19 protein-coding genes and 1 tRNA gene are annotated in these 24,710 nt (G+C 65.5%); 10 read left to right on the forward strand and 10 right to left on the reverse strand.

Annotation, left to right across the window (positions count from 1 at the left end; all coding sequences use genetic code 11):
- Nucleotides 1-23 precede the first annotated feature (23 nt).
- Nucleotides 24-1,319, forward strand: a complete 1,296-nt coding sequence (locus QQL87_RS05590) for a sulfotransferase family protein (protein ID WP_284416685.1) — start codon at nucleotides 24-26, stop codon at nucleotides 1,317-1,319.
- Nucleotides 1,320-2,088: 769 nt separating this feature from the next.
- Here the strand turns inward: QQL87_RS05590 and QQL87_RS05595 are convergent.
- The 3 genes from QQL87_RS05595 to QQL87_RS05605 form a co-directional block, all read right to left on the reverse strand.
- Nucleotides 2,089-4,317, reverse strand: coding sequence for an O-linked N-acetylglucosamine transferase, SPINDLY family protein (locus tag QQL87_RS05595; protein WP_284416684.1), 2,229 nt, complete (start codon nucleotides 4,315-4,317; stop codon nucleotides 2,089-2,091).
- A gap of 224 nt (nucleotides 4,318-4,541) precedes the next feature.
- A tRNA-Gln gene (locus QQL87_RS05600) sits at nucleotides 4,542-4,615 on the reverse strand.
- 438 nt (nucleotides 4,616-5,053) lie between these two features.
- The gene (locus QQL87_RS05605) at nucleotides 5,054-5,743 is read right to left on the reverse strand and encodes a TetR/AcrR family transcriptional regulator (RefSeq protein ID WP_284416862.1); all 690 of its coding nucleotides are present in this window, start codon (nucleotides 5,741-5,743) and stop codon (nucleotides 5,054-5,056) included.
- Nucleotides 5,744-5,903: 160 nt separating this feature from the next.
- On the opposite strand from QQL87_RS05605, the gene QQL87_RS05610 reads away from it, so the two are divergent.
- Complete coding sequence (locus QQL87_RS05610; RefSeq protein ID WP_284416683.1) at nucleotides 5,904-8,183, forward strand: arylsulfatase; 2,280 nt, start codon at nucleotides 5,904-5,906, stop codon at nucleotides 8,181-8,183.
- A 42-nt stretch (nucleotides 8,184-8,225) separates the two neighbouring features.
- Here QQL87_RS05610 and QQL87_RS05615 read toward each other — a convergent pair whose 3' ends face one another.
- From QQL87_RS05615 to QQL87_RS05625, 3 genes are all read right to left on the reverse strand, one after another.
- Nucleotides 8,226-9,203 (reverse strand): DUF1963 domain-containing protein, encoded by a 978-nt coding sequence (locus tag QQL87_RS05615; RefSeq protein ID WP_284416681.1) that lies wholly within the window; start codon nucleotides 9,201-9,203, stop codon nucleotides 8,226-8,228.
- A gap of 267 nt (nucleotides 9,204-9,470) precedes the next feature.
- A complete protein-coding gene (locus QQL87_RS05620; RefSeq protein WP_284416680.1) occupies nucleotides 9,471-12,617 on the reverse strand; it encodes an efflux RND transporter permease subunit in 3,147 nt (1,048 codons plus the stop codon).
- On the reverse strand, nucleotides 12,614-13,783 hold the full coding sequence (locus QQL87_RS05625) for an efflux RND transporter periplasmic adaptor subunit (RefSeq protein WP_284416679.1): 1,170 nt from the start codon (nucleotides 13,781-13,783) through the stop codon (nucleotides 12,614-12,616). The genes QQL87_RS05620 and QQL87_RS05625 overlap by 4 nt, the downstream gene beginning before the upstream one ends.
- Before the next feature lie 169 nt (nucleotides 13,784-13,952).
- On the opposite strand from QQL87_RS05625, the gene QQL87_RS05630 reads away from it, so the two are divergent.
- The 7 genes from QQL87_RS05630 (at nucleotide 13,953) to QQL87_RS05660 (ending at nucleotide 20,623) form a co-directional block, all read left to right on the forward strand.
- The gene (locus tag QQL87_RS05630; protein WP_284416678.1) at nucleotides 13,953-14,414 is read left to right on the forward strand and encodes a MarR family winged helix-turn-helix transcriptional regulator; all 462 of its coding nucleotides are present in this window, start codon (nucleotides 13,953-13,955) and stop codon (nucleotides 14,412-14,414) included.
- A 369-nt stretch (nucleotides 14,415-14,783) separates the two neighbouring features.
- On the forward strand, nucleotides 14,784-15,044 hold the full coding sequence (locus tag QQL87_RS05635) for a hypothetical protein (protein WP_284416677.1): 261 nt from the start codon (nucleotides 14,784-14,786) through the stop codon (nucleotides 15,042-15,044).
- Between the two features lie 236 nt (nucleotides 15,045-15,280).
- Entirely contained in the window at nucleotides 15,281-17,698 is a 2,418-nt protein-coding gene (locus tag QQL87_RS05640) for a TonB-dependent receptor (protein WP_284416676.1), read from the forward strand.
- 2 nt (nucleotides 17,699-17,700) lie between these two features.
- Nucleotides 17,701-18,390 carry a Fe2+-dependent dioxygenase gene (locus QQL87_RS05645; protein WP_284416675.1) on the forward strand — a complete coding sequence of 230 codons (690 nt, stop codon included), beginning with the start codon at nucleotides 17,701-17,703 and terminating at the stop codon, nucleotides 18,388-18,390.
- Nucleotides 18,391-18,401: 11 nt separating this feature from the next.
- The gene (gene exbB, locus QQL87_RS05650) at nucleotides 18,402-19,346 is read left to right on the forward strand and encodes a tonB-system energizer ExbB (protein ID WP_284416674.1); all 945 of its coding nucleotides are present in this window, start codon (nucleotides 18,402-18,404) and stop codon (nucleotides 19,344-19,346) included.
- A 6-nt stretch (nucleotides 19,347-19,352) separates the two neighbouring features.
- Nucleotides 19,353-19,817 (forward strand): biopolymer transporter ExbD, encoded by a 465-nt coding sequence (locus QQL87_RS05655; RefSeq protein ID WP_284416673.1) that lies wholly within the window; start codon nucleotides 19,353-19,355, stop codon nucleotides 19,815-19,817.
- A gap of 14 nt (nucleotides 19,818-19,831) precedes the next feature.
- Nucleotides 19,832-20,623, forward strand: coding sequence for an energy transducer TonB family protein (locus QQL87_RS05660; RefSeq protein WP_284416672.1), 792 nt, complete (start codon nucleotides 19,832-19,834; stop codon nucleotides 20,621-20,623).
- A 35-nt stretch (nucleotides 20,624-20,658) separates the two neighbouring features.
- Here QQL87_RS05660 and QQL87_RS05665 read toward each other — a convergent pair whose 3' ends face one another.
- From QQL87_RS05665 to QQL87_RS05680, 4 genes are all read right to left on the reverse strand, one after another.
- Nucleotides 20,659-21,063, reverse strand: a complete 405-nt coding sequence (locus tag QQL87_RS05665) for a hypothetical protein (RefSeq protein ID WP_284416861.1) — start codon at nucleotides 21,061-21,063, stop codon at nucleotides 20,659-20,661.
- Nucleotides 21,064-21,126: 63 nt separating this feature from the next.
- On the reverse strand, nucleotides 21,127-21,807 hold the full coding sequence (locus QQL87_RS05670) for a site-2 protease family protein (protein ID WP_284416671.1): 681 nt from the start codon (nucleotides 21,805-21,807) through the stop codon (nucleotides 21,127-21,129).
- Between the two features lie 55 nt (nucleotides 21,808-21,862).
- Nucleotides 21,863-22,252 (reverse strand): GFA family protein, encoded by a 390-nt coding sequence (locus tag QQL87_RS05675; protein ID WP_284416670.1) that lies wholly within the window; start codon nucleotides 22,250-22,252, stop codon nucleotides 21,863-21,865.
- Between the two features lie 930 nt (nucleotides 22,253-23,182).
- On the reverse strand, nucleotides 23,183-24,199 hold the full coding sequence (locus QQL87_RS05680; protein ID WP_284416669.1) for a zinc-binding alcohol dehydrogenase family protein: 1,017 nt from the start codon (nucleotides 24,197-24,199) through the stop codon (nucleotides 23,183-23,185).
- A gap of 115 nt (nucleotides 24,200-24,314) precedes the next feature.
- Here QQL87_RS05680 and QQL87_RS05685 point away from each other — a divergent pair, with 115 nt between their 5' ends.
- Nucleotides 24,315-24,704 carry a winged helix-turn-helix transcriptional regulator gene (locus QQL87_RS05685; protein WP_284416666.1) on the forward strand — a complete coding sequence of 130 codons (390 nt, stop codon included), beginning with the start codon at nucleotides 24,315-24,317 and terminating at the stop codon, nucleotides 24,702-24,704.
- The last annotated feature ends 6 nt before the right edge of the window (nucleotides 24,705-24,710 follow it).

Raw genomic sequence — 24,710 nt, forward strand, 5'->3', positions numbered from 1 at the left:
GCCGAAGTCAGGACAGCATCTCCATGCGTCGCGGGCCAGATGATCCCGACGAGACCATTGTCGTTGCTCCCCGGCAGCGCTCGCCCGAGGCCGCGCAGCTCCTCACCAGGATGTTGTCGCTGGACCGCGAGTTCTGCGCACGCCGGGTGCTGGACGTCGATCAGCTGCTCGACCTGGCGCAGGAGCGCCTCGGTGCTGCGCCGTTCGGCGCGGACAGCGCGCTTCATCTCGAAGGCATCAGATGCCTGGCGGAGGCGGTCGGGCGCGACGGCGCCTATGATGATCTCGGCCGCTATATGGCGAGCCACTACATCTATGGCTGGATCGAGCGCTACGTGCAGTTCGAGCAGGATCTGGCCGAGGTGCCCGACATCGTCGAGGTGTCCGTCGCAAGGCCGCTGTTTCTGATCGGTTTCGGGCGGACCGGAAGCACCTTCCTGCATCATCTGCTGGCGCTCGACCCGCGGGCGCGGGCCCCGCGGCTCTGGGAGCTGCAGGAGCCGTCGCCGCCGCCGCGGCCGGAGACCTACCAGACGGATCCGCGCATTGGCCGGCTTCGCGCGCAGTCCGAGTTTCGCGCGGCGGTGATGCCGGATCTGCACAAGATCCATGAATTTGCCCTGCACGCCCCCGAGGAGTGCCAGCTCATGATGTGGCACGGCCCACAGCACATGATCCTGGGTCTCAGGTCGCCGGACTATTGGCAATGGTTCCGCCATCTGGATCGGTCTCAGCTCGAGCTGCTCGAAGCGGCCTACAAGCGCCAGGTCCAGCACTTGCAGCTGTTTCATCGCGGCGGGCACTGGCTGAGCAAGTCGCTGGCCCACGCCCATTTTCTGCCGGTGCTGTTCAACAGCTTTCCCGATGCGCGGATCGTCCGGCTGCACCGCGATCCCTGCCAGATCATTCCGGCGCTCGCCAGCCTGATCGCGCAGCTGCAGATCTCCTACACGCCGCGGATCGATTTCCACGACCTCGGCCGGCGGATGCTGGAGCTGTTCGAACAATCCATGGAGCGGATGATGCAGGCCGACGACGTGGCGAGCTCCGACCAGGTCGTCGACGTCCTGTTCGACGACCTGACCCGCGATCCGGCCGCCACCATCCGCAGGATCTACACGACGTTCGGCTACGACTTTTCGCCAGAGTTCGAGACCCGCATGCGGCGGCACTTGCAGACGGCATCAGACGGTCGCCGCTTCAAGCACGTCTACACGCTCGAGCAGTTCGGATTGTCGCATGCGGAGGTCATGGCCCGTTCGGAGGCCTATCTGGCCTGGGTCGAACGACGCACGGGCGCGAACTTGTGCCGGTCCTGATGTCAGCGCTTCGATGCGGCCGATGAGGGGCGCGGCCCGCTCGCGTCCTCGTGCGCGCTTCAATTCCAGATCGGACCGGGACGGCCTGGCACATCTCGCCGAACGAACGACGGTGCGAACAGCGCTGCGTGCCAGCGCCTAGTCGGACGCGAGTGCGCGTAGCGGCGGCGACCCGGGCTTCTGAAACGTCATGACGTCCTCAGGGGACAAGGCGCGCGCGGACGGCTTGCAGCTCGTCATCGTGGAGGCGATCGATCCCTGGCCGCATGGCGGCTGCTCGTCGGCCTGGTTCGTCGCCAGCCGGACGAGCCCGACCAAGCCAAGACCGAGAAGGCCGCACATTCCGACCCAAGCCAATCGACGTAGTACCAGCAACGTCTGCTCCCATGCAGGATCTTCCGCGTCGCATGGCCGCGCGAGAGCGACCAGCAACCTGCGGTAGTCCGGCAAAGAAACGGGGGCGATGTGGCGGATTTGCAGCGTTTTTGGTTACTGTTAGTTGCGGTTTGTTCGGACTACGTGTTTTTGGGCTCCGAGAGACGAACAGCAACCCTACACATCATGTAATAGGTGTTGCCGGCGGGAGACGGCCGTGGGCACGCTGCTCGCAAGAGCCGGTCGAATTGCCCGATCTGCGAACGACCGCCTTCGCCGCCAACTTGACCACCCCTTGACCACCATCCCTTGGCCGCCCTCCGGCGCATCGGTCGCGGCCGGCCTGCCGCGGCGATCGCGGTCGGCGCGTTCCGTTCAATCGGGACGGAGAGCGCTAGCGAATGGCCGCTTGCCGGGAGTAGTCGCGCCAGAACTTCCGGTAGCCGTTTTCTACATGCTGCGTGTAGAGCGCGCCGTTGCCGGCGGCTGACTGCGAGACCATGGCCGGCAGCCGGGCGCGGAGCGCGGCGAGCTCCGCGGGCCGGGAACAGAAATTCAGCGCTGTCGCGAGATAGCCTTCGTCGTCCTCGGCGACCCATTCGTCGAGGCCGACCGCCTTGACGATCGCTCCGCCGGCGCGGGCGGCGGGGCCGCTGCCGAGTTTGGTGACGACGGGCACGCCCATCTGCAGCGACTCCCAGGTCGAGATGCCGCCATTTTGCGGGAACGGATCGAGCGAGATATCGATATCGGCGAACATCGCAAGATGCTCCTGGCGCGTCGTCTTGCCGGCACAAATGACGCGGTCCGCGGCAATGCCGTGAGCGACGAAGCGAGCAATCAATCCGTCGCGCAGCAGGGCATCGCCCATCGAGTGGTTCTTGACGACGATGATCGAGCCCGGCGTTGCAGCCATCAGCTTCGACCACAGCCTGAGCGTAGGCTCGGACAGCTTGTCGATGCGATTGAACGCGCCGAAGGTGACGTGGCCGTTACGAAGCATGGGCAGCGGCGACGGCGGAATGGGGGGCGGCGGTTCGATCGTGATGAGCGACGGCAGGTCGTAGATCTTCTCCGCAAACAGATGCCGGACCGCAGCCGGGATCGCCACCGGATCGGCCAGCAAATAGTCCATGACGGGTAGGCCTGTTCCGGTGACGCTGCCAACCGCCGAGACCTGGATCGGGGCGGGCTTGCGCGCAAACACCGTGAGCCGGTGGCCGGCGGAATGCCCGGAGAGGTCGACGAGGATGTCGACCTTGTCGGCCTGGATCTGATCGGCGAGCTTGTCGTCGCTCCACGGTGAGGCGTCGACAAAGCGATCGACCAGCGAACGGCACAGGTCGGTCTTGGCGTCCTTCATCGGCGAACAGGAATAGGCAAGGATTTCGAACTGCGCGTGATCGTGATGGCGCAGGATCGGCAGGAAGGCAAAGGCCGCCGAATGGTCGCGGAAATCGGACGAGACATAGCCGACGACAAGCCGCCGGTCCGGGTCGACATTTCGTACGCCGAGCGAGCGGCGTTGCAGTCGCGAGCCGATCGCCTCCCACCAGTATCTGCGCGCTTCCTGGAGACGTTCCACCCCGATCTCCGGCAGGAAATCCAGCGCGAAGATCTTCTTGGTGATCGCATCCTCATGGTTCGGTCTGATCGCGATCGCGCGGTCGTAATGGTCGATCGCCGTGGCGATGTCGCCCTGCATCGCAGAGCAGACGCCGAGCAGGGTCCAGGCAATCTCAGAGTTCGGATTCTGTGCCAGCACCTTGTTGATGACGGAGATTGCGAGCGCGATATTGCCATTGGCGAGAGTCACCGTGGCCTTGCCGTTCAGTGCGGCTTCCAGAAGCGGTTCGAGGGCGAGTGCGGCGTCGAATTCGGCTTCCGCCGCATCGAACTTGCCCAACTCCTGATACACCTGCCCGCGCTGGGCGATCACGGCGGCCGCATTCGGATTGATCGCCAGCGCCGCATTCAGCGCCGCCAGGGCAGCGTCGAAATCCCGCAGGTTCATGCTGGCCACGCCCTTGCCGAACAGGGCCGTCAGCAACCGCGGCTGCAGCGAGAGCGCGCGATCGAAGTTCTGGCCGGCCTCTTCGTGCCGGCTCGTGAACATCAGCGCCATCCCGCGATTGGCATGGGCTTCGGCATAGTCGGGCTTCAGCGCAATGGCGCGGTCATGCGCTGCGATCGCCTCCTCGAAACGGAACAGGCTCATCAGCGCGTTGCCGAGATGGGTGAGCGCGGTCGGAAAATTCGGCTTGAGGGCGATGGCGCGTTCGAAATGGGCGCGGGCCTCCTCATGGCGGCCGAGCCGGGACAGCGAGATGCCGAGATCGGACTGGGCTTCGGCCGAGCGCGGATCGATCTCGACGGTTTGCGTCAAGACGAGCGCCGCCTGCTCGAAACGGCCGCAGTCCCGTTCGGATACGCCGAGCAGATGCAGGGCGCCGAAATGATGCGGCAGGTCCTGCAGGATCTGCTGGCACAGCCCCTGCGCCTCTCGGTGCCGGCCCTCGCGATAGGCCTTGATCGCGGCCGGCAACAGCGCGTCCGCCTGCTTCTTGGCCCGCTTTTGGAGCCGTGCGTTTTGAAACGCCCGCGACCCGACGCTGCTTTGCACGTGCCTTCCTCCACAGAAGCGGTCCATTGCTCGCAATGGTGGTCCGTTCTCGCCGATTCGCAATGAGCAGAAGTTAACGAGCGGGCCTGCGCGCCGAAGGGGCGGACGCCCCAGCGACCCGGTGTGCGGGACACGTTTTCGCGTCCGCCGCAGGCGGACCCAAACCATTTCAGGGATCGAGGATGAGGCCGTCGCTCTTCAGGCCGTCGCGGCAGATATCAAGCTGGCTGGGGAACCTGGATTCGAACCAAGACAAACAGAGTCAGAGTCTGTTGTGCTACCGTTACACCATTCCCCAACGGAATGCCGAGCAGTTTCAACCAATTGGCGGACTGTCTGGCACCGTTGCGCGAGCCGGCCCGCGAAGCAGGGCGGCGGCGACGCGTCCTTCTACCCGCATGTCCGAGGCTTTGGCAAGCCGCTGGATGACGGATTTCCAACGTGGTTTGGCCGCGCGTCGGTCCGGCCATGGGCGGATGAGCCGCCTTGGCGGATGGGCCCGTCAGACGGCAGCGCGCGTGCGCATCGCCTGGGGAAACGCCGGAAAACCAGGACATTGCGCCGATCGCATCGTCCGTCGTGAGAGCCCTGCGGCGCCGGCAGGGCAAGCTCCTCCCACGGCGTCAACCGTCCATCCCAACGAGGGCCGGAGCCACTGCCGGCCATGGGCGAGGATCCTGGCCGTCTGGACAAGCTCCTAATGCCGTCCGGAGCTGCCTCGCGATCTGCTCGGCGGCTAGCGCGGCGCAGTGGTGTCCGGTCCGGCGCGCAGCAGCAGCACCAGGCAAGCGCCGAGCCGCTCGGCGATCTCGTCGTCGTCGATCGACAGCGGACCGGGATCGTTGAGGATGGCGTTCACCAGGGTCCCGAGCACGACCTGGATGCCGAACGCGGCCGTCTTGCGTTCCTTCGCCGTCGCGGCCGGCTTGCGCCGGTTCGCGCTGTCTTCGTGGGTCGACGGCCGCAGCAGCGGCGCGGCGCGCTGTGACAACGCCTGCGCCAGCTCCTTGAAGCCGGTCCAGTTGTTCGGCCCATGCTCGCTGCGGACCAGCGCGGCGCGGAGCACGCCCTTGTGCCGGCGCATCCACAGAACGATGCCGCGCACCAACTGATGGCACGCTGCGTCCAGATCGCCGGCGTCGACCGGGGCGGTCGGCGGCAGCTTCATGAGCTGCTCGCGCCCGTCCTCCAAAGTGAGCGCGAGCAGGGCGTTGAAATAGGCCTCCTTGCTGTCGAACCGGCTGTAGAAGGCGCCCACCGTGGCGCCGAAATGCGCACAGAGCTCGCTGATCGACAGCTCCGCGAGGCTGCGCGTGCACAGCAGCTCGGCGCCGGCCGTCAGCAACGCCAGGGTGGTTTCACGGCTGCGCTGCTGCCGCGATGGCGTGACGCCGGGCAGGTTGACCTCTGCAATCCGCGGGGGCATGCCGCTTTCTCCGTCTAGAACAATAATCATAATTATGATTATGATCTCAGGCAAGCGCGGACGCGGCGCTCCTGCGGGCGCTGCGGACCGGATGCAACCAGAACAACGGCGCTCCCCGCCGGCCGCGTGCATGGGGACGCAAGCACGGGGAGGACGAGGCATGAGCGAGCGCGCATTTGGCGGGACGATCGGCAGGACGATCGCAGGCTCCAAACCGTGGTGGCCGAAGCCGCCGCAGCCGCCCAAGGGGGCGCCGAACATTCTGGTGGTGCTGTTCGACGATGTCGGCTTCTCCGATTTCGGCTGCTACGGCTCGCCGATCCGCACCCCCGCGATCGACGCGCTGGCCGCGCAAGGCCTGCGCTATTCCGGTTTCCACACCACGGCGATGTGCTCGACCACGCGGGCGGCGCTGCTCACCGGCCGCAACCATCATTCGGTCGGCGTCGGCTGCCTCGCCAATTTCGACTCGGGCTATCCCGGCTATCGCGGCAAGATCGCGCGCGAGGCGGGGACCTTGGCCGAGATGCTGCGCGTCCATGCCTATCGCAACTACATGGTCGGCAAATGGCACGTCACGCCGCTGACCGAGAGCGGTGCGACCGGGCCGTTCGACGGCTGGCCGCTCGGACGCGGTTTCGATCGTTTCTACGGCTTCCTGGACGCCGAGACCGATCAATATGCACCGGAGCTCGTGCTCGACAACACCCCGATCAGCCCGCCCGGTAGCTTCGCCGACGGCTATCATTTGACCGCCGATCTCGTCGATCAAGCCATCCGCTTCATCGCCGATCACACCGCCGACCGGCCCGAACTGCCGTGGCTGACCTGGCTCGCGCTCGGTGCCTGCCACGCGCCGCACCAGGCGCCGCGCGACATCATCGAGAGCTACGATTCCGTCTTCGCCCATGGCTGGGATGTCGAGCGCGCGCAGCGGCTGTCGCGCCAGAAGGCGATGGGGCTGGTGCCGGACACCACGGACCTGCCGCCGCGCAATGACGGCGTGAAGGCCTGGGAGGCGCATTCCCTGGACGAGCGGCGCGTCTTCACCCGGCTGCAATCGGCCTTCGCCGGCATGCTCGATCACGCCGATCAGCATCTGGCGCGGCTGCTCGCCTTCCTCGACAAATCAGGCCAGCGCGACGACACGCTCGTCATCGTGATGTCCGACAATGGCGCCAGCCAGGAGGGCGGGCCGCTCGGCTTCGTCAACGCGATGGGGCCGTTCAACTTCAAGCCGGAGCCGATCGCCGAGAAGCTCGCGCGCATCGACGACATCGGCGGGCCGGACACGCATTCGAATTTCCCGCATGGCTGGGCGATGGCGTCAAACACGCCGCTCAGGCGCTACAAGCAGAACACCCATGGCGGCGGCATCCGCGATCCCTTCATCCTGTCATGGCCGCGAGCGATCGCCGCACGCGGTGACCTCCGCCACCAGTTCGTTCATGCCTGCGATCTGGTGCCGACCCTGCTCGACCTGATCGGCATCGACCCGCCGGCCACGATCGCAGGCGTACCGCAGATGCCGCTCGAGGGCGTGAGCTTCGCCGCGTCGATCAACGATCCGGCAGCGCCGTCGAAGCAGGTCGCGCAATATTTCGAGATGTTCGGTCATCGCGGCCTCTGGCACGATGGCTGGAAGGCGGTGGCCTTTCATCCGACCGGCACGCCGTTCGAGAACGACAAATGGGAGCTGTTCCACCTCGCGCAGGACTTCTCCGAGGCGCATGATCTTGCCGCCGCCGAGCCGGAGCGGCTCGCGACGCTGGTGAAGCTGTGGTGGGAGCAGGCGGAGGCGCATCAGGTGCTGCCGCTCGACGACCGCTTCGGCCCGCGCTTTGCCGAGAATGCCGCGCGCTTCCACGGCGCGCGCACCCGCTTCACGTTTCATGCGGGCATGGGCCATGTCCCCACCGACGTCGCCCCCGACGTGCGCAGCCGCGACTATCTGATCGAGGCGCATGTCGAGATCGATGTAGAGGGCGCATCCGGCGTGCTGATCGCCCATGGCGATGCGACCTCGGGCTACAGCCTCTACGTCAAGAACGGTCATCTCGTGCACGATCTCAATATCGGCGGCCGCCACGAGATCGTCAGCTCGACCCGCCCGGTGTCGGCGGGAGTGCATCGCCTCGGCCTGCGCGTCGCGCGTCTCAGGCGCGAGAGCGAGCCGGCCAAGGGCGCGCGCACCGGCTTCAGCCGTTACACGCTGCTGATCGACGGCGAGGAGGCCGGCACGCTGACGACGCAGCTCGCCTTCCACACGTTGATCTCCTGGTCCGGCCTCGACATCGGCCACGACCGCGGCAGCCCGGTGTCGGACTACACGGCGCCGTTCGCGTTCACCGGGCGGCTCTCGCACGTGACGGTGACGATGCAGGACGAGCAGAGCCTGGACGGCGAGAGCGTGGGCAACGCGGAGATGGCGCGGCAATAGATTCGCCAAACGAGCGCGAACTGATTCGCCGTTTCGCTCGACTCAATCGCTGACATAAATGAACGTCTGGGAGAAATCGCCGGCCCGCGCCTTTCGTTCGTCGACGAGAACGCGGTAGGTCTGCGCATCTCCCCAGCGGAACTGGTCAGGGATGTACCCGATGCTCAATAGCGAGCACCAGTGCTTTGCCTCCTGTTCGGGGCCCGGTTGCGGCTTCGGCGTCCTGAACGGCGCCATCATGCGCTCCAGCAGCGACTTGCGCGCCGTCGCGGCAGCATATTCCGCCATTGTGCTGGCAGCCTCGACCTGTGCGTCGTTGATCTGGTCGTTCCGAGGCAGTCCGAACATCCGGCTCTTGTCCTCGGGGATGATCTGCGGCGTGCGATCGAGCAGCAGGTCGCCCAGGTCGAGCCCGTCCATTCCCGGCACTTGATACCAAGGCGTGTCGATCTCGCCGGCATTGCCCATGGGAACGCTGAGACCCAATTCGAACGAGACGCTGTAGGGCACAGCACGTTTGAACTCGTTCGGCACGGTGATGCCTTGCGGCAGCTGTCGTGGCCTCAGCTCGGGTCTGTCGCCATTGAAGAACAGCGTCCGGTTCGGTGAAGCATCGGGGTCGCCCTCCTCGATGCTTCCCGTCGTGGTGCCCAGGAAGAAGTAGATCCATCCGCGGCGCGGCACCGGCCAGTCGATGCCGCCGGGCAGGGTGGAGAGATCGATCTGAGCGAGGAATGCCAGCGGCTGACCATTGTGAGATGGCCATGCAAGCCGATCAGGCATGTCGGGCGCTGCAATCAGGCGCGAGGCGCCGAGCGCAAAGGGCTGCGTCTGGGGCGCAAGACGCATATTGGCCACCGGAGCAGCGGAGGTCGAGATCCAGCGTGAGAACTCATCGATCGCCGCCTCCGTTGGCAGCGGCAAGTCCGGTTCGCCATCGGCGAGTTCACGGGCTTCCTCCAGGCAGGCGTTCCTGACCGCCGCATACAGGTCCGCCCGCAGGCGCTCGAGCTCTCCCATCGATATTTCCCCCTGAGGCCGTGACGCGCCGTCCTGCGTGCAGACCGTGCCACCCGCATGAGGTTGGGTGTCGAAATTCGGCCGGCAGCGTTCGCTCCGATGCTCTCAACGGAAGCGCGTCGGCGTACGCCGCGCCGATATCGACGCGCATGTGCACGATCAAAGATCGGGCAGGATAGGTTCAGATTTCATGGATCAGTCAAGACATGGGAGCCGAGCATCGAAGGAGAGCACCCGGAACGATTGTAACCGGGCGCTGCTCAGCTCTTACTCCGCCGCTTCCTTCACTGGTCCGGCCGACGCGGTCTCGGTCTCATGCTCGATATGCGTGCGGCCCCAGCGCGAGAAGGCGTTGTTGACCTTGTCGAGATAGAGATAGATCACCGGCGTCGTGAACAGTGTCAGCATCTGGCTGACGATGAGGCCGCCGACCATGGCGTAGCCGAGCGGCTGGCGGATCTCCGAGCCGGTGCCATTGCCGAGCATCAGCGGCACGCCGCCGAGCAGGGCGGCCATCGTCGTCATCATGATCGGACGGAAGCGGAGCAGGGCGGCCTGCCGGATCGACTGCTCCGGCGCCAGGTGCTGGTCGCGCTCGGCGGCGATGGCGAAGTCGACCATCATGATGCCGTTCTTCTTCACGATGCCGATCAGCAGAATGACACCGATCAACGCGATCAGGCTGAACTCGTAGCCGAACGCCATCAGGATCGCGAGCGCGCCGACGCCGGCCGAGGGCAGGGTCGACAGAATCGTGATCGGGTGGATGTAGCTCTCGTAGAGAATGCCGAGGATCAGGTAGACGACGACGAGCGCCGCCAGGATCAGCAGCGGCACGGTCGACAGCGACTGCTGGAACGCCTGCGCGGTGCCCTGGAAGCTCGAATTCAGGGTCGAAGGCGTGCCGAGCTCGACCATCGCGCGCTGCACCGCGTCGGTGGCCTGGCCGAGCGCGACGCCCTGGGCGAGGTTGAAGCTGATCGTGATCGACGGGAACTGGCCCTGGTGGCTGATCGATAGCGGCTTGACCGGCACGGTGGTCCAGCTGGCGAAGGTCGACAGCGGCACCTGATCGCCCGTCGTCGGCGACTTCACGTAGATCTTGGTGAGCGTGTCGAGATTGCCCTGCAGCTCGGGCAGGATCTCCAGGATCACGCGGTAGGAGTTGAGCTGGGTGAAATATTGCGCGACCTGGCGCTGGCCGAACGCATCATACAGCGTGTCGTCGATCAGCTGCGGCGAGATGCCATAGCGCGAGGCGGTGTCGCGGTTGATGGTCAGCTGAACCGTGGTGCCGTCGGCCTGTTGGTCGGTGGCGACGTCGCGCAGTTCGGGCAGCGAGCGCATCTTCTGCAGGATCTTCGGCGCCCATTCATTGAGCTCGGCGAGATTGGGGTCCTGCAGCGTGTACTCGAACTGGGTGCGCGACGGACGGCCGCCGAGCCGGATGTCCTGCGCCGCCTGCATGTAGAGCCGCGCGCCCTCGACCTTCTCGAGCTGCGGCCGCAGGCGGGCGATGATCTGCTGCGCCGTCGCGTCACGCTCCTCGCGCGGCTTCAGGGTGATGAACATGTTGCCGTTGTTGCCGGCGCGGCCGGAGCCGCCGATGTTCATCGCGAGGCTGGCGATGTCGTGATCGGCCATCACGATCTTGGCCAGCGCCTCCTGGCGCGACTGCATCGCCTTGAACGAGATGTCCTGCGACGCCTCGGAAGTCGCGGTGATCAGGCCGACGTCCTGCTGCGGGAAGAAGCCCTTGGGGATCAGGATGAACAGGTAGACCGAGAGCCCGAGCGTGGCAAAGAACACCATCAGGGTCGTAAAGCGCCAGCGCAGCGCCAGATCGAGGCCTCTCTCGTAGGCGCGCAGCATCGCGTCGAACGCGGCCTCGCTCCACTGGTAGAACCGGCCGTGCTGGGCGGCGTGCTCGTTGCGCAGGAAGCGCGAGGCCATCATCGGCGTCAGGGTCAGCGACACGATCATCGAGACGAAGATGGTCATCGTCAGCACGACGGCGAACTCGCGGAACAGCCGGCCGATGATGCCACCCATCAACAGCAGCGGGATCAGCACCGCGACCAGCGAGATCGAGATCGAGACGATGGTGAAGCCGATCTCCTTGGCGCCCTTGTAGGCGGCGGCCATCGGCGTCTCGCCTTCCTCGACGTAGCGCGAGATGTTCTCGAGCATGACGATGGCGTCGTCGACCACGAAGCCCACCGCAATGGTCAGCGCCATCAGCGACAGATTGTCGAGCGTATAGCCGACGCCCCACATCATGGCGCAGGCGCCGAGCAGCGCCAGCGGCACCGTGATGGTCGGGATCACGGTGGCCCAGAAGCTGCGCAGGAAGATGAAGATGACCATCACGACCAGGAAGATGGTCAGGATCAGCGTGAACTGCACATCCTCCACCGCGGCGCGGATGGTCGTGGTGCGGTCGGAGATGACGTCGATCTTGATCGCGGGCGGGATCGCCGCGACCAGCCGTGGCAGCAGCCCCTTGATGCGGTCGACGGTCTCGATGACGTTGGCGCCGGGCTGCTTGAAGATCACCAGGAACACGCCGCGCTGGCCGTTGGCCCAGGCCGCCTGCTTGGCGTCCTCGGCCGCCGACACCGCCTTGCCGATGTCGCGGATGCGCAACGGGCCGCCATTGCGGTAGGCGATGATGACGTCGTTCCAGTCCTTCGCCTCGGTCAGCTGGTCGTTGGCATAGATGGTGTAGGCGCGCCGTTCGCCGTCGATGTTGCCCTTGGGCGCGTCGACGGTGGTGATCGCGATCTGGCTGCGCACGTCCTCCAGCGACAGGCCCTTGGCGACGAGCTTGGCCGGGTCGATCTGGATGCGGATGGACGGCTTCTGCTGGCCGCCGATCACGACCTGGGCGACGCCCGAGATCTGGCTGATCTGCTGCGCGAGGCCGGCGTCGACCGCGTCGCTGACGGTGGTCAGCGGCAGCGTCTCCGAGGTCGCCGACAAGAGCAGGATCGGCGAGTCGGCCGGATTGACCTTGCGGTAGGTCGGCGGCGACGGCAGGTTCTTCGGCAGCTGGCCGGAGGCGGCGTTGATCGCGCCCTGGACGTCGTTGGCGGCGCCGTCAATGTTGCGGTTGAGGTCGAACTGGATCGTGATCGCGGCGGTGCCCAGGTAGCTGGTCGAGGTCATCTGGGCGATGCCGGGGATCTGGGCGAACTGCCGCTCCAGCGGCTGGGCCACCGAGGTCGCCATCGTCTCGGGACTGCCGCCCGGCAGGTTGGCGGTCACCTGGATGGTCGGGAAGTCGACCTGCGGCAGCGGTGCAACGGGCAGCAGGGGATAGGCGACGAGGCCGATGAACAGGATGCCCGCCATCAGCAGCGAGGTGCCGATGGGGTATTTGATGAAGGGTGCCGAGATGCCGCCGCCGTTCATTCCTGCCGGACCTTCGCTGCCGCCGGCTCCGTGCTGGCCACCGCGGTGGTCACGACTGAGCCTGGCTGTACCTTGAATTGACCGCCCGTGATCACCTGCTGGCCCGGGGTGAGGCCCTCTTCAATGACCGTGCGGCCATCGATCGAGGCGCCCACCTTCACCTTGCGCAGCTCGGCTTTGTTGTCCGGACCCACGGTGTAGGAGTAGAGCCCGTTGGTGGAGTGCTGGACGGCATCGTCGGGGACCACCGTGGCCTCCTTGAGCGTCCGCACCAGGAGCCGCGTCGAGACGGATTGTCCCGGCCACAGCGCGTGCTCCTTGTTGTCGAACACCGCCTTCAGCCGGATTGTTCCGCTGGTCGTGTCAACCTGGTTGTTCACGACCATCAGCTTGCCTTCGGCCAGCTGTTTCTTGCCATCGGTGGTGAACGCGATCACCTTCAGGGGCGCGACCTTCTGCGCCTCGTTGATGTAGGGCAGCTGCTCCTCGGGGGCAGTGAAGATCACCGCGATCGGCTCGATCTGGGCGATCGAGACGATGCCGGTCTGGGTCGACGCATTGACGATGTTGCCGACGTCCACCAGGCGCAGGCCGGCCACGCCCGAGATCGGCGCCTTGACCTGGGTGTAGCTGAGCTGGGTCTGGGCATTGGCGATCGCGGCGTCGTCAGCTGCGATCTGTGCCGTCAGCTGTGCGACGGTGGCGCGTTGGGTGTCCTGCTGCTGCCGCGTCGCAAACTCGCCGAGCTTGGTAGTGCGCTGCAGATCGAGATTGGCGTTGTTGAGATTGGCTTCGTCCTGCGCGCGCTTGGCCTTGGCCTGGTCGAGGGAGGCCTGGAACGGCCGCGGATCGATCTCGACGAGGAGATCGCCTTCATTCACCAGCTGGCCTTCGGTAAAGGCGATCTTGTCGATCTGGCCGTCGACGCGGGTGCGGACCTGGACGGTATTGAAGCCCTGCACGGTGCCGAGGCCGCTGAGGAAGACCGGGAAGTCCGTCTTCTCGACCGGCACGGTCGATACCCGAACCGCGGGCGGCCGGGCCGATTTCTGCGCGGCGGCCTTCTTCGCTGCATCAGCGTCCTGAGACCGCTGCCAGCCGTAATAGCCGGCGCCGCCGAGAGCCGCGACCAGCAGGATCCATGTGATGGTTCGTGATGTCTTCATGCTGGCCCATATGCTGAGGCAGACAGAATAACCGGTCTTTAAATCCATTCCCAGCGGCCCAGATATAGTATGCACGCACTTAATGTGTAAACACACGAGGGCTTGGCCGAACCTAAACAATTGGCAAGCTTCGCGGTGCGATCAACAGACTTCACGGGAGGTCACGGCCATGTCGCTGGACGACAGACGTCAGCTGATCGCGCAGCTTGTCGAAAGCTCACGCATTCTGCGCAACTATATTGATCACCGTGCCAAGCAGCGCGGCACCACGCGCGCGCAATGGGTTGTGCTGTTTCGGCTCCGCGCGCAGGAAGGAATGTCACAGGTCGATCTCGCAGATGTGCTGGAGCTGCAGCCGATTTCGCTGGTGCGCCTGCTCGACCGGCTGGTGGAGCAGGGATTGCTGGAGCGCCGGCACGATCCGAGGGACCGGCGGGCGAATCGGCTGCACCTCACGAGCGCGGGCCGCAAGCTCGTCGATGATCTCGATGAGCTGCGTGACGCGATCGCCGGCGACGTGCTGCACGACGTCCCGGATGCCGCGGTGGCGACCAGCCTGGCGACGCTGCAGGGGCTGAAGCAGCGCATCAAGTCGCTGTCCGAGCCGCGGGCTGGCGCCGTCGGCAAATAGCCGATCCCTCGGTCCACGAAAACGGAACTCCGATCCTGAGTTGTGCGGTGGAACGCCGACATCCTCCGTGCGAAATCACGCGCTTCACTAGCCGTTTCCCATCATATCCCATCATCGACGCGGCAAGCCGTGTCCTTGCGCCCGCCGGTGCCGGCCGTGGCAGCAATGCGCCGCCTCGTCGTCCGCGCGAACGCCGCGATCCGACCTAATGTCGCCGTCTTGTCGGGCCCGATGAGAGCTGATTAGAACCGGATCAGTCCGACGGCCGCGATGCCGGCTACGGACCATCGGTCAGATTTCAACCCGGCAGGCTGCGTCGTCGCGATGGCGACGAGACGCATGCAACGACAACGCGATGTGGAGCGGACGATGGAAGAGTTGAACGGAAAGATGCTCGCGTGCCAGATCCTGGTCACGGGTCTGATCGCGCGCGTGGCCAATGAGCAGCGCGACCCCTTGCGCTTCCTGACCGATTTCCGCGACGAGATCAGGGCCGTCGTCAACGGCGTGCGCATCGCCGGCACCGACGATTCCGACCGCGTGCGCCGGATCGCGGTGCAGACCGTGGATGAACTGTTCTCGCTGATGAAGCCGCCGAGCAGCGACGAGCCGGCCGGTCCCTCGACTTGAGGTGAGGCGCTTCGACAACAGCGCGAGTGAAATCGCGCTGTTTAGAACGATTTCAAGTTCCTCTTCGTTATTAGTTGGCGCATTTAGAATTGTTTTGATCTGGAACTATTCAAGGCCAAATTAGGGCTCCTCAAATTGACCCCCTGAAACGCCCCCGATACCAACGTCACATCGTTGCAACGCGAATGATCCGCGTCAGCGACGTGGAATGAAAAATCTGGGGCGCGTGAAGATAAATGGGACAGGTGAGAGCACCGCGTTCGCTGCGGACAGGCGCAGCGATGAAGTTGACCGATGGACGAGGCGAGGGGCCCTTCGTCACCAGAGTGTCGGCCGTCGCCGGCCTGATGGCGGTGGCCTCGATGTCGTCAGCGGACGCGCAGCCGGCCTCCGATCTGCCGCCCGTCAACGTCGATGCGCCGATCGCGCGCGCCAGGCCGACATCCTCCAAGCCGACCGCCGAGCAGGTCCGCGCCCGCAATGCCCTGCGCCGCGCGGCCCGTCAGCAAGGCGCGCAGCAGGCTGCCGTGGCCTTCCCGAACGCGGGCGGGCTGACCGCGCCCGATGCCAATCCTTACGCTGATGCGGCCGAGCCCTACAAGGTCAACCGCGTTCAGGCCTCGGGCAAGTTTCCCGAGCCGCTGCTGAACACGCCGAAGACCATCACGGTGATGAGCAAGGAGGTGCTGGAGGACAAGCACGTCACCGCGCTCAAGGAGATCGGCCGCTCGACCGCCGGCGTCACGCTCGGCTCGGGCGAGGGCGGCAACGCGTTCGGCGACCGCTTCTTCATCCGCGGCTTCGATGCCCGCAACGACGTCTTCATCGACGGCATCCGCGATCCCGCGGTGTCGATCCGCGAGAACTTCTTCACCGAGCAGATCGAGATCCTGCGCGGCCCGGCTTCGTCCTATGCCGGACGCGGCACCGCCGGCGGCGCCATCAACATCGTCACCAAGCAGGCCGGTGACACCAACTTCAAGCGGATGGACACCGAGTTCGGCACCGATCAGCAGAAGCGGGTCACGCTCGACGTCAACCAGGTGGTCTCGCCGACCTTCTCGGTGCGCACCGGCGGCCTGTTCCAGGATTCCAACGTTGCGGGGCGCAACTACGTCACCGATGACCGCTGGGGCACGTTCCTCTCGACCAAATGGACGCCGACCGAGGATCTCAGGATCACGACGAACTACGTCCACACCGACCTGTCGGGCCTGCCCGATTTCGGCGTGCCCTACTACAAGCAGGGCAACGTCCCGGTGACCTCGGCCGGCATTCCGCGCGAGACCTGGTACGGCTTCCTCAACCGCGACTTCCAGACGGCGCGGCAGGATTTCGGCACCGGGGCGTTGGAATACAAGGTCAACGAGGCGATCACGCTGAGCAGCAAGTTCCGCGGCGAGCACTCGCTGCTCAATTATATCGGCACCCTGCCGCAGAACCCGGTGACGACCAGCTCCAACCCGCTGCTCTGGACCACGACGGCGAGCACCCAGAGCCGCTACCAGACTGTCGACGTCTGGGCCAACCAGAACGACGCCACGTTCAAGCTTGACACCGGGGGCATCAAGCATACCGCGGTGTTCGGCACGGAGTTCTCGAACGAGAACATCTCGATCGATCGCTATACCGGCCTCGCGTCGGAATTGTCCGGTGGCGGTTCGACCAGCAACGGCGCCGTCCCCGGCGTCAACCTGTACTCGCCGCAATACACCTATTTCCAGTCCAACACGACGCCGTCGCTGTCCGGCAACCCGACGCGCTACGGCGTCAACACCAATAGCGTCTATGTGATGGACACCGCGAACTGGCGGGACACCATCATCGTGAACGGCGGCGTGCGCTATGACGGCTACAACATGAGCTCGTCGACCAACTCGCCCAAATATCTCAAGATGAACGCCGATCTGGTCAACTACAATGTCGGCGTGGTCTACAAGCCGATGCCGATCGGCAGCATCTACGCCGCCTATGCGACCTCGGCCAACCCGTTCGGCTCCGAGCTCGACGCCACCGCCACCGATTACGGCGGCGTCCCTGCCAACACCGCCGTCCTGCTCGGGCCCGAGCGCAACAAGGCGGCCGAGCTCGGCACCAAATGGGAGCTGGTGGATCGCCATTTGCTGGTCTCAGGCGCGCTGTTCCAGACCACCAAGGACAATGCGCGCGAGACGGTCAACAGCATCCTCACCTCAGGCGCGGCCTACCGCATCCAGGGCATCGACATCGAGGCGGAGGGCAGGCTCACCGATCGCTGGAGCATCTTCGGCGGCCTGGTGCTGATGCAGTCCAAGGTCACGCAGAGCGGCGTTGCATCCAACATCGGGCTGCAGCTCGCCAACATCGCGCACCAGTCCTTCAGCATGCTGTCGAAGTACAAGTTCGACAATGGCTGGGAGGTCGGCGGCACGGCGGTGTACCGCTCCAAGGTCTATGGCGGCACCTTCGCGGCCAACACCGGCAACGAGCTCCCGAGCTATTGGCGGTTCGACGCCTTCGTCGAGAAGCAGATCGACAAGAACTGGACGATGAAGCTCTACGCGCAGAACCTGACCAACAAGCTCTATTATGACACGCTGTATCGGAGCGCGGTGCCGTTCGTCGCCGTCGCCCCGGGTCGCGCCTTCTACATCATCACCACGGCGAAGTTCTGATCATGCTGATCTGCATCCCGGACGTTCTGTCGAAGGACGAGGTCGCCGAGTTCCGCCGCATCATGGATGCGGCGGAGTGGGAGGACGGCCGCGCGACGGCCGGGGCGCAGTCGGCCATGGTCAAGCGCAACGAGCAGTTGCCGCCGGACGGCGAGGCCGCGCGGAAATTGGGCCAGCGCATCATCACCGCGTTGACCAAGAACCCGCGCTTCCTCTCGGCGGCGATCCCGCTGCAGATCTTTCCGCCCCTGTTCAACCGCTACACATCCGCGCGCGGCGACCATTTCGGCATCCATGTCGACAATGCCGTGCGCGGCGATCCGTTGACAGGGCTTCGCATCCGCACCGATCTGTCGATGACCTTGTTCCTCGCCGAGCCCGACACGTATGACGGTGGCGAGCTTGTGATCGAGGACACCTACGGCTCGCACGAAGTCAAGTTGCCCGCGGGGCACGCGGTGCTGTATCCGTCATCCAGCCTTCACATGGTCACGCCGGTCACCCGCGGCGCCCGGGTCGCCTCTTTTTTCTGGATGCAGAGCATGATACGGGAGCCGCATATCCGGAGCATGATCTTCGATCTGGACACGGCGATCCAGAGTTTGACGGAACGCCTCGGGAGGGACGATCCCGATGCAGTCAAGCTCACCGGCATCTATCACAATCTGATCCGGCAATGGGCCGAGGTCTAATGGGCCGAGATATGATGACATCGTTCCTTGCCAGGTTTGCATTCGTCCTGTCGTGTCTGACTGTTGCTCTCGTGGCGCCGGCGGGCGCGCAGCAGGTCACCCAGACCGCGCCGGCGATCTCGACGGACGTGTCGGCGCCGCCGCCGGCGACGGTCGAGCCGGTCGCGGCACAGCCCCCTGCGACACAGCAGGCGCCGGCGATCGCGCCGGCCAGCACGGAGACCGGCGTTCGCACTGGCAAGGCGGTTGCCACCGGGCTCGACGAGCTGTCGCCGCTCGGCATGTTCCTCAAGGCCGACATCGTCGTCAAAGCCGTCATGATCGCGCTGGCCCTGGCGTCGGTCGCGAGCTGGACGATCCTGATCGCCAAGAGCATCGAGTTCTCCATGCTGCGCAGCCGGCTGGTCGGCGCGCTGCGCAAGCTGACGGCGGCGAAGTCACTCGCCGAGGCGCAGCTCGCGCTCGGCCAGGGCAGGAACGTTGCAGCAGTGCTGCTGCAGGCGGCGATCGCCGAGGCGCGGCTGTCGGCCGGGCTGAACAGCGACGAGGGCATCAAGGAGCGGGCGGCCTCGAGCTTCACCGAGATCGTGCGGGCCGAGGCGCGCCGGGTCCGCACCGGCATGGGCCTGCTCGCGACCGTCGGTGCGATCTCGCCCTTCGTCGGCCTGTTCGGCACCGTCTGGGGCATCATGAACAGCTTCATCGGCATTTCCAAATCGCAGACCACCAACCTCGCGGTGGTCGCGCCGGGCATCGCCGAGGCGCTGCTGGCGACCGCGATCGGGCTTGCGGCGGCGATCCCCGCCGTCATCATCTACAATCACTTCTCGCGCGTCACGAAGGGCTATCTCGAGCTGGTCAACCGCGCCGCGGGGACCACCGGCCGGCTTCTGTCGCGCGATCTCGATCGCAGCCAGAGCGGCCAGATCGGCGTTCACGCGCGCGCGGCGGAGTAGCACGCGATGGCCGTCTCGCTCTCCGAAGGCGATCTCGACGACGATTTCGACGAGACCCACGACATCAACGTGACGCCGTTCATCGACGTCATCCTGGTGCTCTTGATCATCTTCATGGTGGCGGCGCCGCTGTCGACCGTCGACCTGCCCATCGACCTGCCGTCGTCGAGCGCCACGCCGCAGAAGAAGCCGGACAAGCCGACCTATGTCTCGATCAAGCCGGATCTGTCGCTGGCGATCGGGGAGACTCCGGTGAAGCGGATCGACCTGCTGGCCGAGCTCAACAAGGTGATGGCCGACCACACTGCCGATGATCGAACAGTCTTCCTGCGCGGCGATCGCGCGGCGCCCTATGGCGAGGTGATGGAGGTGCTGGAGCTGCTGCGCAGTGCGGGCTACAAGTTCAAGCTGGTGGCGCTGGAGCGCGTTCCCGGCGCCCCCGGCGAGGCCGCTCCGGCGGCACAACCCTGATCCGAGCGTCTGCCATGAACGAGCTCGACTCTCTCCATACCAATTCGCGCATGGCCTGGATGGTCGCCGGGCTGGTGGCCGTCGTGCTTCACGCCGGCGGCGTGGCTTTCGCCTTGACCAAGGCGAGCGGGGACGACGATGGCGGCGGGCTCGGCACCGCCGCTGACGTCATCGACGTCGAGATCGCCGCGCCGAAGGTGGAGGATTCGGATCTGCCGACGGGCGCGGATTCCGTCGCGGATACGGCCTCGGTCGCGACCCCCGAGCAGAAGGCCGAGACCGAGCAAACCGATCTGCAGAAGGGCCTGCCGACCACCACCGAGGAAGCCGACCAGAGGGTGTCGCCGACGGCCGTGAAGAAGCCGACCGAAGAGGAGAAGGTCGCCACCGTCGAGACCAATGCGTCCGAGGCCCACGATGCGGCCATCGACAGTTCGCGCAGAACGCTCGATGCCAAGGTTCCCGAAGCCGACCGGGTCAAGGCGCCCGATCCCACCGGCACGGGCAAGGACCGCGATCCGCAGACGACGAACTGGCAGCGCCGGCTCAGCCTGATCGTCAAGAAGAATCAGAAATACCCGCCCGGCAAGACCCAGGGCGGCAGCGTCCGGGTGTCGTTCAAGCTCAACCGTCGCGGCAACGTGATCTCGGTGGACGTGACGCAATCATCCGGTGATCCGGACTATGATCGCGAGGCCGTGGCGATGGTGCGCCGGTCGGATCCGTTCCCCAAGCCGCCGGCAAAGGCGGCCGACGACGAGATTCCCTTGTCGGTCGTCGTCAACTTCCCGCCCGGGAAGGCCTGAAGTCGCTGCGCAATCCGCGGCCCGGGCGCAGCTCGCTAAGGCCAATACAGCCGGAGCGCGACATAGACCGCGCAGAGGCCGACGAAGATCAGCGCCGCCGGCAGCTGGCGGTGCGTGGCGGGGCCGCTCTGCGCCGCCTTCGGCTTCGGCGGCAGCTTGCGGAAGGCGGTGACGTTGTCGGTCACGGGCTCGGCCTTGGCCGGCTTGACCTCGGGCGGCGCGCCGCCGCCGCCCATCTCGGCGTAATAGGCCTTGTACATCTCGCGGATGGTGGCCTCGGTCGCCTCGTGCTCCGTCATGTCGGTGAGCCGGGTCTTGTAGCTCGCCAGGAACTCCTGCGCGGCCGGAGGCAGCCCGGAGGCGCCGTTCAGCTTGGCGATCATCTTCCATGTCGCGAAATCTGCGCGGGCGCGCGTATCGGCGCGGCGGGCGATCATCATGTCAGCGGCTTTGACCAAGAGTTGCCTCGGAGCTCGTTCGTTTACCATCCCTTGCGGGCAAATTTAGACATTGCCCGTCAATAACAGAAGCAGCTGCTTCAGAGAATCGGTCGTAGCGCGGAGCAGCCCCGACACAAGATCAAGATTAAGACCGAACTGGGAGCCCGCCAGCGGCAGGATGATCAAAAGTCCGATCAGAATCAGCATGCCATAGGGCTCCAGCCGGGAAAACGGCCGTGCCAGGACTGATGGCAGCAGGCCGACCGCGACCCGGCCGCCGTCGAGCGGCGGTATCGGGAGCATGTTGAACACCGCGAGCAGGATGTTGAAGGAAAGGGCATTGTACAGATTGTGGGCAACCCATTGCGCAGCGGCAGGCGGCACCAGCGGCAGAAGGTGGAAGGCCAGTCCCGCCGCCAGCGCGAGCGCGATGTTGGTCGCCGGGCCCGCCAGCGCCACCATGATCATGCCGGCCCGCAGCGGCTGCAGGTTGCGGAAATTGACCGGGACCGGCTTGGCATAGCCGAACAGGAACGGTGAGCCCGACAGCAGGAACATGCCGGGCAGCAGGATCGTCCCGAACGGGTCGATATGCTTGATCGGATTGAAGCTGACGCGACCGAGTCGCAACGCCGTATCGTCACCGAAGCGCCAGGCGACGAAGGCGTGGGCGGCCTCATGGAAGGTGATGGCGATGATGATCGGCAGGATCCAGACGGAGACGCCGTAGAGCGAGAGGTTCAAGGAGTGAGGTTCCGGGCGGGTGTCGGCCTTACATAGGCACGACGGTTCCCCGATGCTACGCAGGATTCTCCGGAAATTGCGGCAGGCCGTCGTCGAGCGTCACCCAGCCGATCTTCGCCGACACCCAGATGTGCTCGGTCGGTGCGAAGGCATTGGGGTCGTCGAAGCAGGCCAGCGCCACGCCGACCACCGGGCGGGTGTTGCGCCAGGAGAACAGCCGCGTGCCGCAGCGCGGGCAGAACATGCGATCGAGCGCCTCGGAGGAGGCGTAGCGCGCAGTCTCGCCGTGGATCGTCAGCGCATCATGGGAGAACAGCGCGCGGGCGAAGTAGGGCGAGCCCATCGCCTTCTGGCAGTTGCGGCAATGACAGATCCGCACATTGATCGGCGCGCCCGCGCAGGAAAACCGCACCGCGCCGCAGAAGCATCCGCCGTGATGGATCATGGTGTGGGCTCCCCTGGAATACACCCAGTCACAATAGCCGTGTTCTGCTCCCTCGTCATGCTCCGCGCCGACGGAGCATCCAGGATGCCCTGGCATCTTCGATCATGGGTGGCCTCCCGCCTGTTAGTTGCGAGCGATGGTTCTCGAGGCGGCGTGTGCCGGGTGCAATCGGCATCGAGGAAGCGGCATGTCTGGAAGAGGCATGTCTACAAGGCTGTTTGAAAAAGGCTGTTTGAAAAGTGGATCGGAAGAGATTGCGCGGCAGATGCGGTGCCGTGGGGGGCAAAGCGACGCCGCAGGCGGCGCGTGCCCACCGTCGTTCAGCGCACGCATCAGTACGATGGTGGGCACGGCGCCACCATGATCTCGCATGGGGAGATACCGCAGCCGCGCCTTTGCCCACCCTACGACATTGTTAGTTGTCGGCCTCTCTCCTCGCGCGATCAGCGCGCTTGTGATACTCGCTCTCACAGCCGTCATTGCGAGGAGCGCAGCGACGAAGCAATCCAGGACTTCACGCGCCGTCCTGGATTGCTTCGCTTCGCTCGCAATGACGGGGAGATGCGAGGCGCGCGCCGTGTGAGTTGAAAACGATGGCGTGGGCAAAGCGACGCCGCAGACGGCGCGTGCCTACCGTCGCTCGGCGCTCGCATCAGTGCGATGGTGGCGCGGCGCCGCTGCGATGTCGCATGGGGAGACACCGCGGCCGCGCCTTTGCCCACCCTGCGAGATTGTTAGTTGTCAGAATTGAAACAGGTGTGCCGCAGACGGCGGTGCCGTAGGGCGGGCAAAGGCGACGAGCGGTCTTTCGACATGCGAGATCGCAGTGGCGCCGTGCCCACCGTCTTGCAACGGCGCGCGCTGATGTATGGTGGGCACGCTGCCGCCTGACGGCGGCTGCTTTGCCCACCCTACAAGGTTATGAGACTATCAGCTCCATCCCTCCAGCACGATCTTGCCGCGCGAGGTGTTGCTCTCGATCAAGGCGTGGGCGCGCTTGAGGTTCTTGGCATTGATGGGGCCGTAATTGTCGCCGAGCGTGGTGCGGATGACGCCCTTGTCGATCAGGTCGGAGACGTCGTTGAGCAGGTTGTGCTGCGCGATCATGTCGGGCGTCGTGAACATCGAGCGCGTGAACATCGATTCCCAGTGGATCGAGATCGCCTTGCCCTTGAAGGCTGCGAGCGAGAACTCGGCGGGATCGTCGATCAGGCCGAACTTGCCCTGCGGCGCCAGGAACTCGGCGATCGCCTTGTAGTGCTGGTCGGTGTGGGTGAGGCTCGCCACCAAGGCCACCGGCGGCAGCTTCAGGGCGTCGATCTGCTCCTTCATCGGCTTGCCGTGGTCGATCACCGCATGGGCGCCGAGCGACAGGCACCAGTCGCGCGACTCTGGCCGCGTGGCGGTCGCGAGCACGGTCAGTCCGGTGAGGCGCCGCGCCAGCTGGATCAGGATCGAGCCGACGCCGCCGGCGGCGCCGGTGACGAGCAGCGTGCGGTCATCGAGGCTCTTGCCGGGGACGACGCCGAGCCGGTCGAACAGCAGCTCCCAGGCGGTGATCGAGGTCAGCGGCAGGGCGGCGGCCTCGGCGAACGACAGGCTCTTCGGCTTGTGGCCGACGATGCGCTCGTCGACCAAATGGAACTCGGCATTGGTGCCCTGGCGCAGGATCGAGCCGGCGTAGAACACCTCGTCGCCCGGCTTGAACAGGCTGACGTCGGGGCCCACCGCCTCGACCACCCCGGCGGCGTCGTAGCCGAGGATCTTGGTCTCGCCGGCCGGCGGGGCGGCGCGCTTGCGCACCTTGGTGTCGACCGGATTGACCGAGACGGCCTTCACCGCGACGCGGATGTCGCGCCCCCGGGGCTCGGGTTTGGCGGTCTCGAAATCGAACAGCGCGCGCTCCTCGGTGATAACGAGCGACTGCTGGTAACCGACGGCCTTCATGACAACCTCCTGGCTGGTCTTCGATAGGGGCTACTTGTCCTGCTGGCGTCATATTCGCAAGTACTGTAAAAATGGGGAACTAGTCCCCGTTTGGATACTATTGGGCCAAAACGCGATGAAGCGGAAGAATTTCACCCGCCGCCCCGGCTGCGCAGTCGAAGCGACGCTCGACCTGATCGACGGCAAGTGGAAAGGGGTCATCCTCTACCACCTGCAGGGCGGCAGCCAGCGCTTCGGCGAGCTGCGCCGGCTGATGCCCGGCATCACCCAGCGGATGCTGACCAAGCAGCTGCGCGCGCTGGAGGAGGATGGGCTGGTCATTCGCAAGGTCTATGCCGAGGTGCCGCCGCGGGTCGATTACACCCTGTCCGAGGTCGGCGAGAGCCTGCGGCCGGTGATCGAGGTGCTCAGGAACTGGGGCGAGCGCCACCAGGACCGGCTGTCCTGCGCTCCCGTCGCCGACACCATCAACGAGACCATCAAAACGCCGCATCAGACCGCCTGAGCTTGG

The sequence above is a fragment of the Bradyrhizobium sp. SSBR45G genome, from assembly GCF_030159255.1.
Taxonomy (GTDB): domain Bacteria; phylum Pseudomonadota; class Alphaproteobacteria; order Rhizobiales; family Xanthobacteraceae; genus Bradyrhizobium.

Bases quoted from the DNA above. Each gene is read 5' to 3' on its own strand.
- QQL87_RS05590 (WP_284416685.1), top strand. From the start codon at position 24: ATGCGTCGCGGGCCAGATGATCCCGACGAGACCATTGTCGTTGCTCCC.
- QQL87_RS05605 (WP_284416862.1), bottom strand. From the start codon at position 5,743: ATGCCCCCGCGGATTGCAGAGGTCAACCTGCCCGGCGTCACGCCATCG.
- QQL87_RS05610 (WP_284416683.1), top strand. From the start codon at position 5,904: ATGAGCGAGCGCGCATTTGGCGGGACGATCGGCAGGACGATCGCAGGC.
- QQL87_RS05615 (WP_284416681.1), bottom strand. From the start codon at position 9,203: ATGGGAGAGCTCGAGCGCCTGCGGGCGGACCTGTATGCGGCGGTCAGG.
- QQL87_RS05620 (WP_284416680.1), bottom strand. From the start codon at position 12,617: ATGAACGGCGGCGGCATCTCGGCACCCTTCATCAAATACCCCATCGGC.
- QQL87_RS05625 (WP_284416679.1), bottom strand. From the start codon at position 13,783: ATGAAGACATCACGAACCATCACATGGATCCTGCTGGTCGCGGCTCTC.
- QQL87_RS05630 (WP_284416678.1), top strand. From the start codon at position 13,953: ATGTCGCTGGACGACAGACGTCAGCTGATCGCGCAGCTTGTCGAAAGC.
- QQL87_RS05635 (WP_284416677.1), top strand. From the start codon at position 14,784: ATGGAAGAGTTGAACGGAAAGATGCTCGCGTGCCAGATCCTGGTCACG.
- QQL87_RS05640 (WP_284416676.1), top strand. From the start codon at position 15,281: ATGGGACAGGTGAGAGCACCGCGTTCGCTGCGGACAGGCGCAGCGATG.
- QQL87_RS05645 (WP_284416675.1), top strand. From the start codon at position 17,701: ATGCTGATCTGCATCCCGGACGTTCTGTCGAAGGACGAGGTCGCCGAG.
- exbB (WP_284416674.1), top strand. From the start codon at position 18,402: ATGATGACATCGTTCCTTGCCAGGTTTGCATTCGTCCTGTCGTGTCTG.
- QQL87_RS05655 (WP_284416673.1), top strand. From the start codon at position 19,353: ATGGCCGTCTCGCTCTCCGAAGGCGATCTCGACGACGATTTCGACGAG.
- QQL87_RS05660 (WP_284416672.1), top strand. From the start codon at position 19,832: ATGAACGAGCTCGACTCTCTCCATACCAATTCGCGCATGGCCTGGATG.
- QQL87_RS05665 (WP_284416861.1), bottom strand. From the start codon at position 21,063: ATGATGATCGCCCGCCGCGCCGATACGCGCGCCCGCGCAGATTTCGCG.
- QQL87_RS05675 (WP_284416670.1), bottom strand. From the start codon at position 22,252: ATGATCCATCACGGCGGATGCTTCTGCGGCGCGGTGCGGTTTTCCTGC.
- QQL87_RS05680 (WP_284416669.1), bottom strand. From the start codon at position 24,199: ATGAAGGCCGTCGGTTACCAGCAGTCGCTCGTTATCACCGAGGAGCGC.
- QQL87_RS05685 (WP_284416666.1), top strand. From the start codon at position 24,315: ATGAAGCGGAAGAATTTCACCCGCCGCCCCGGCTGCGCAGTCGAAGCG.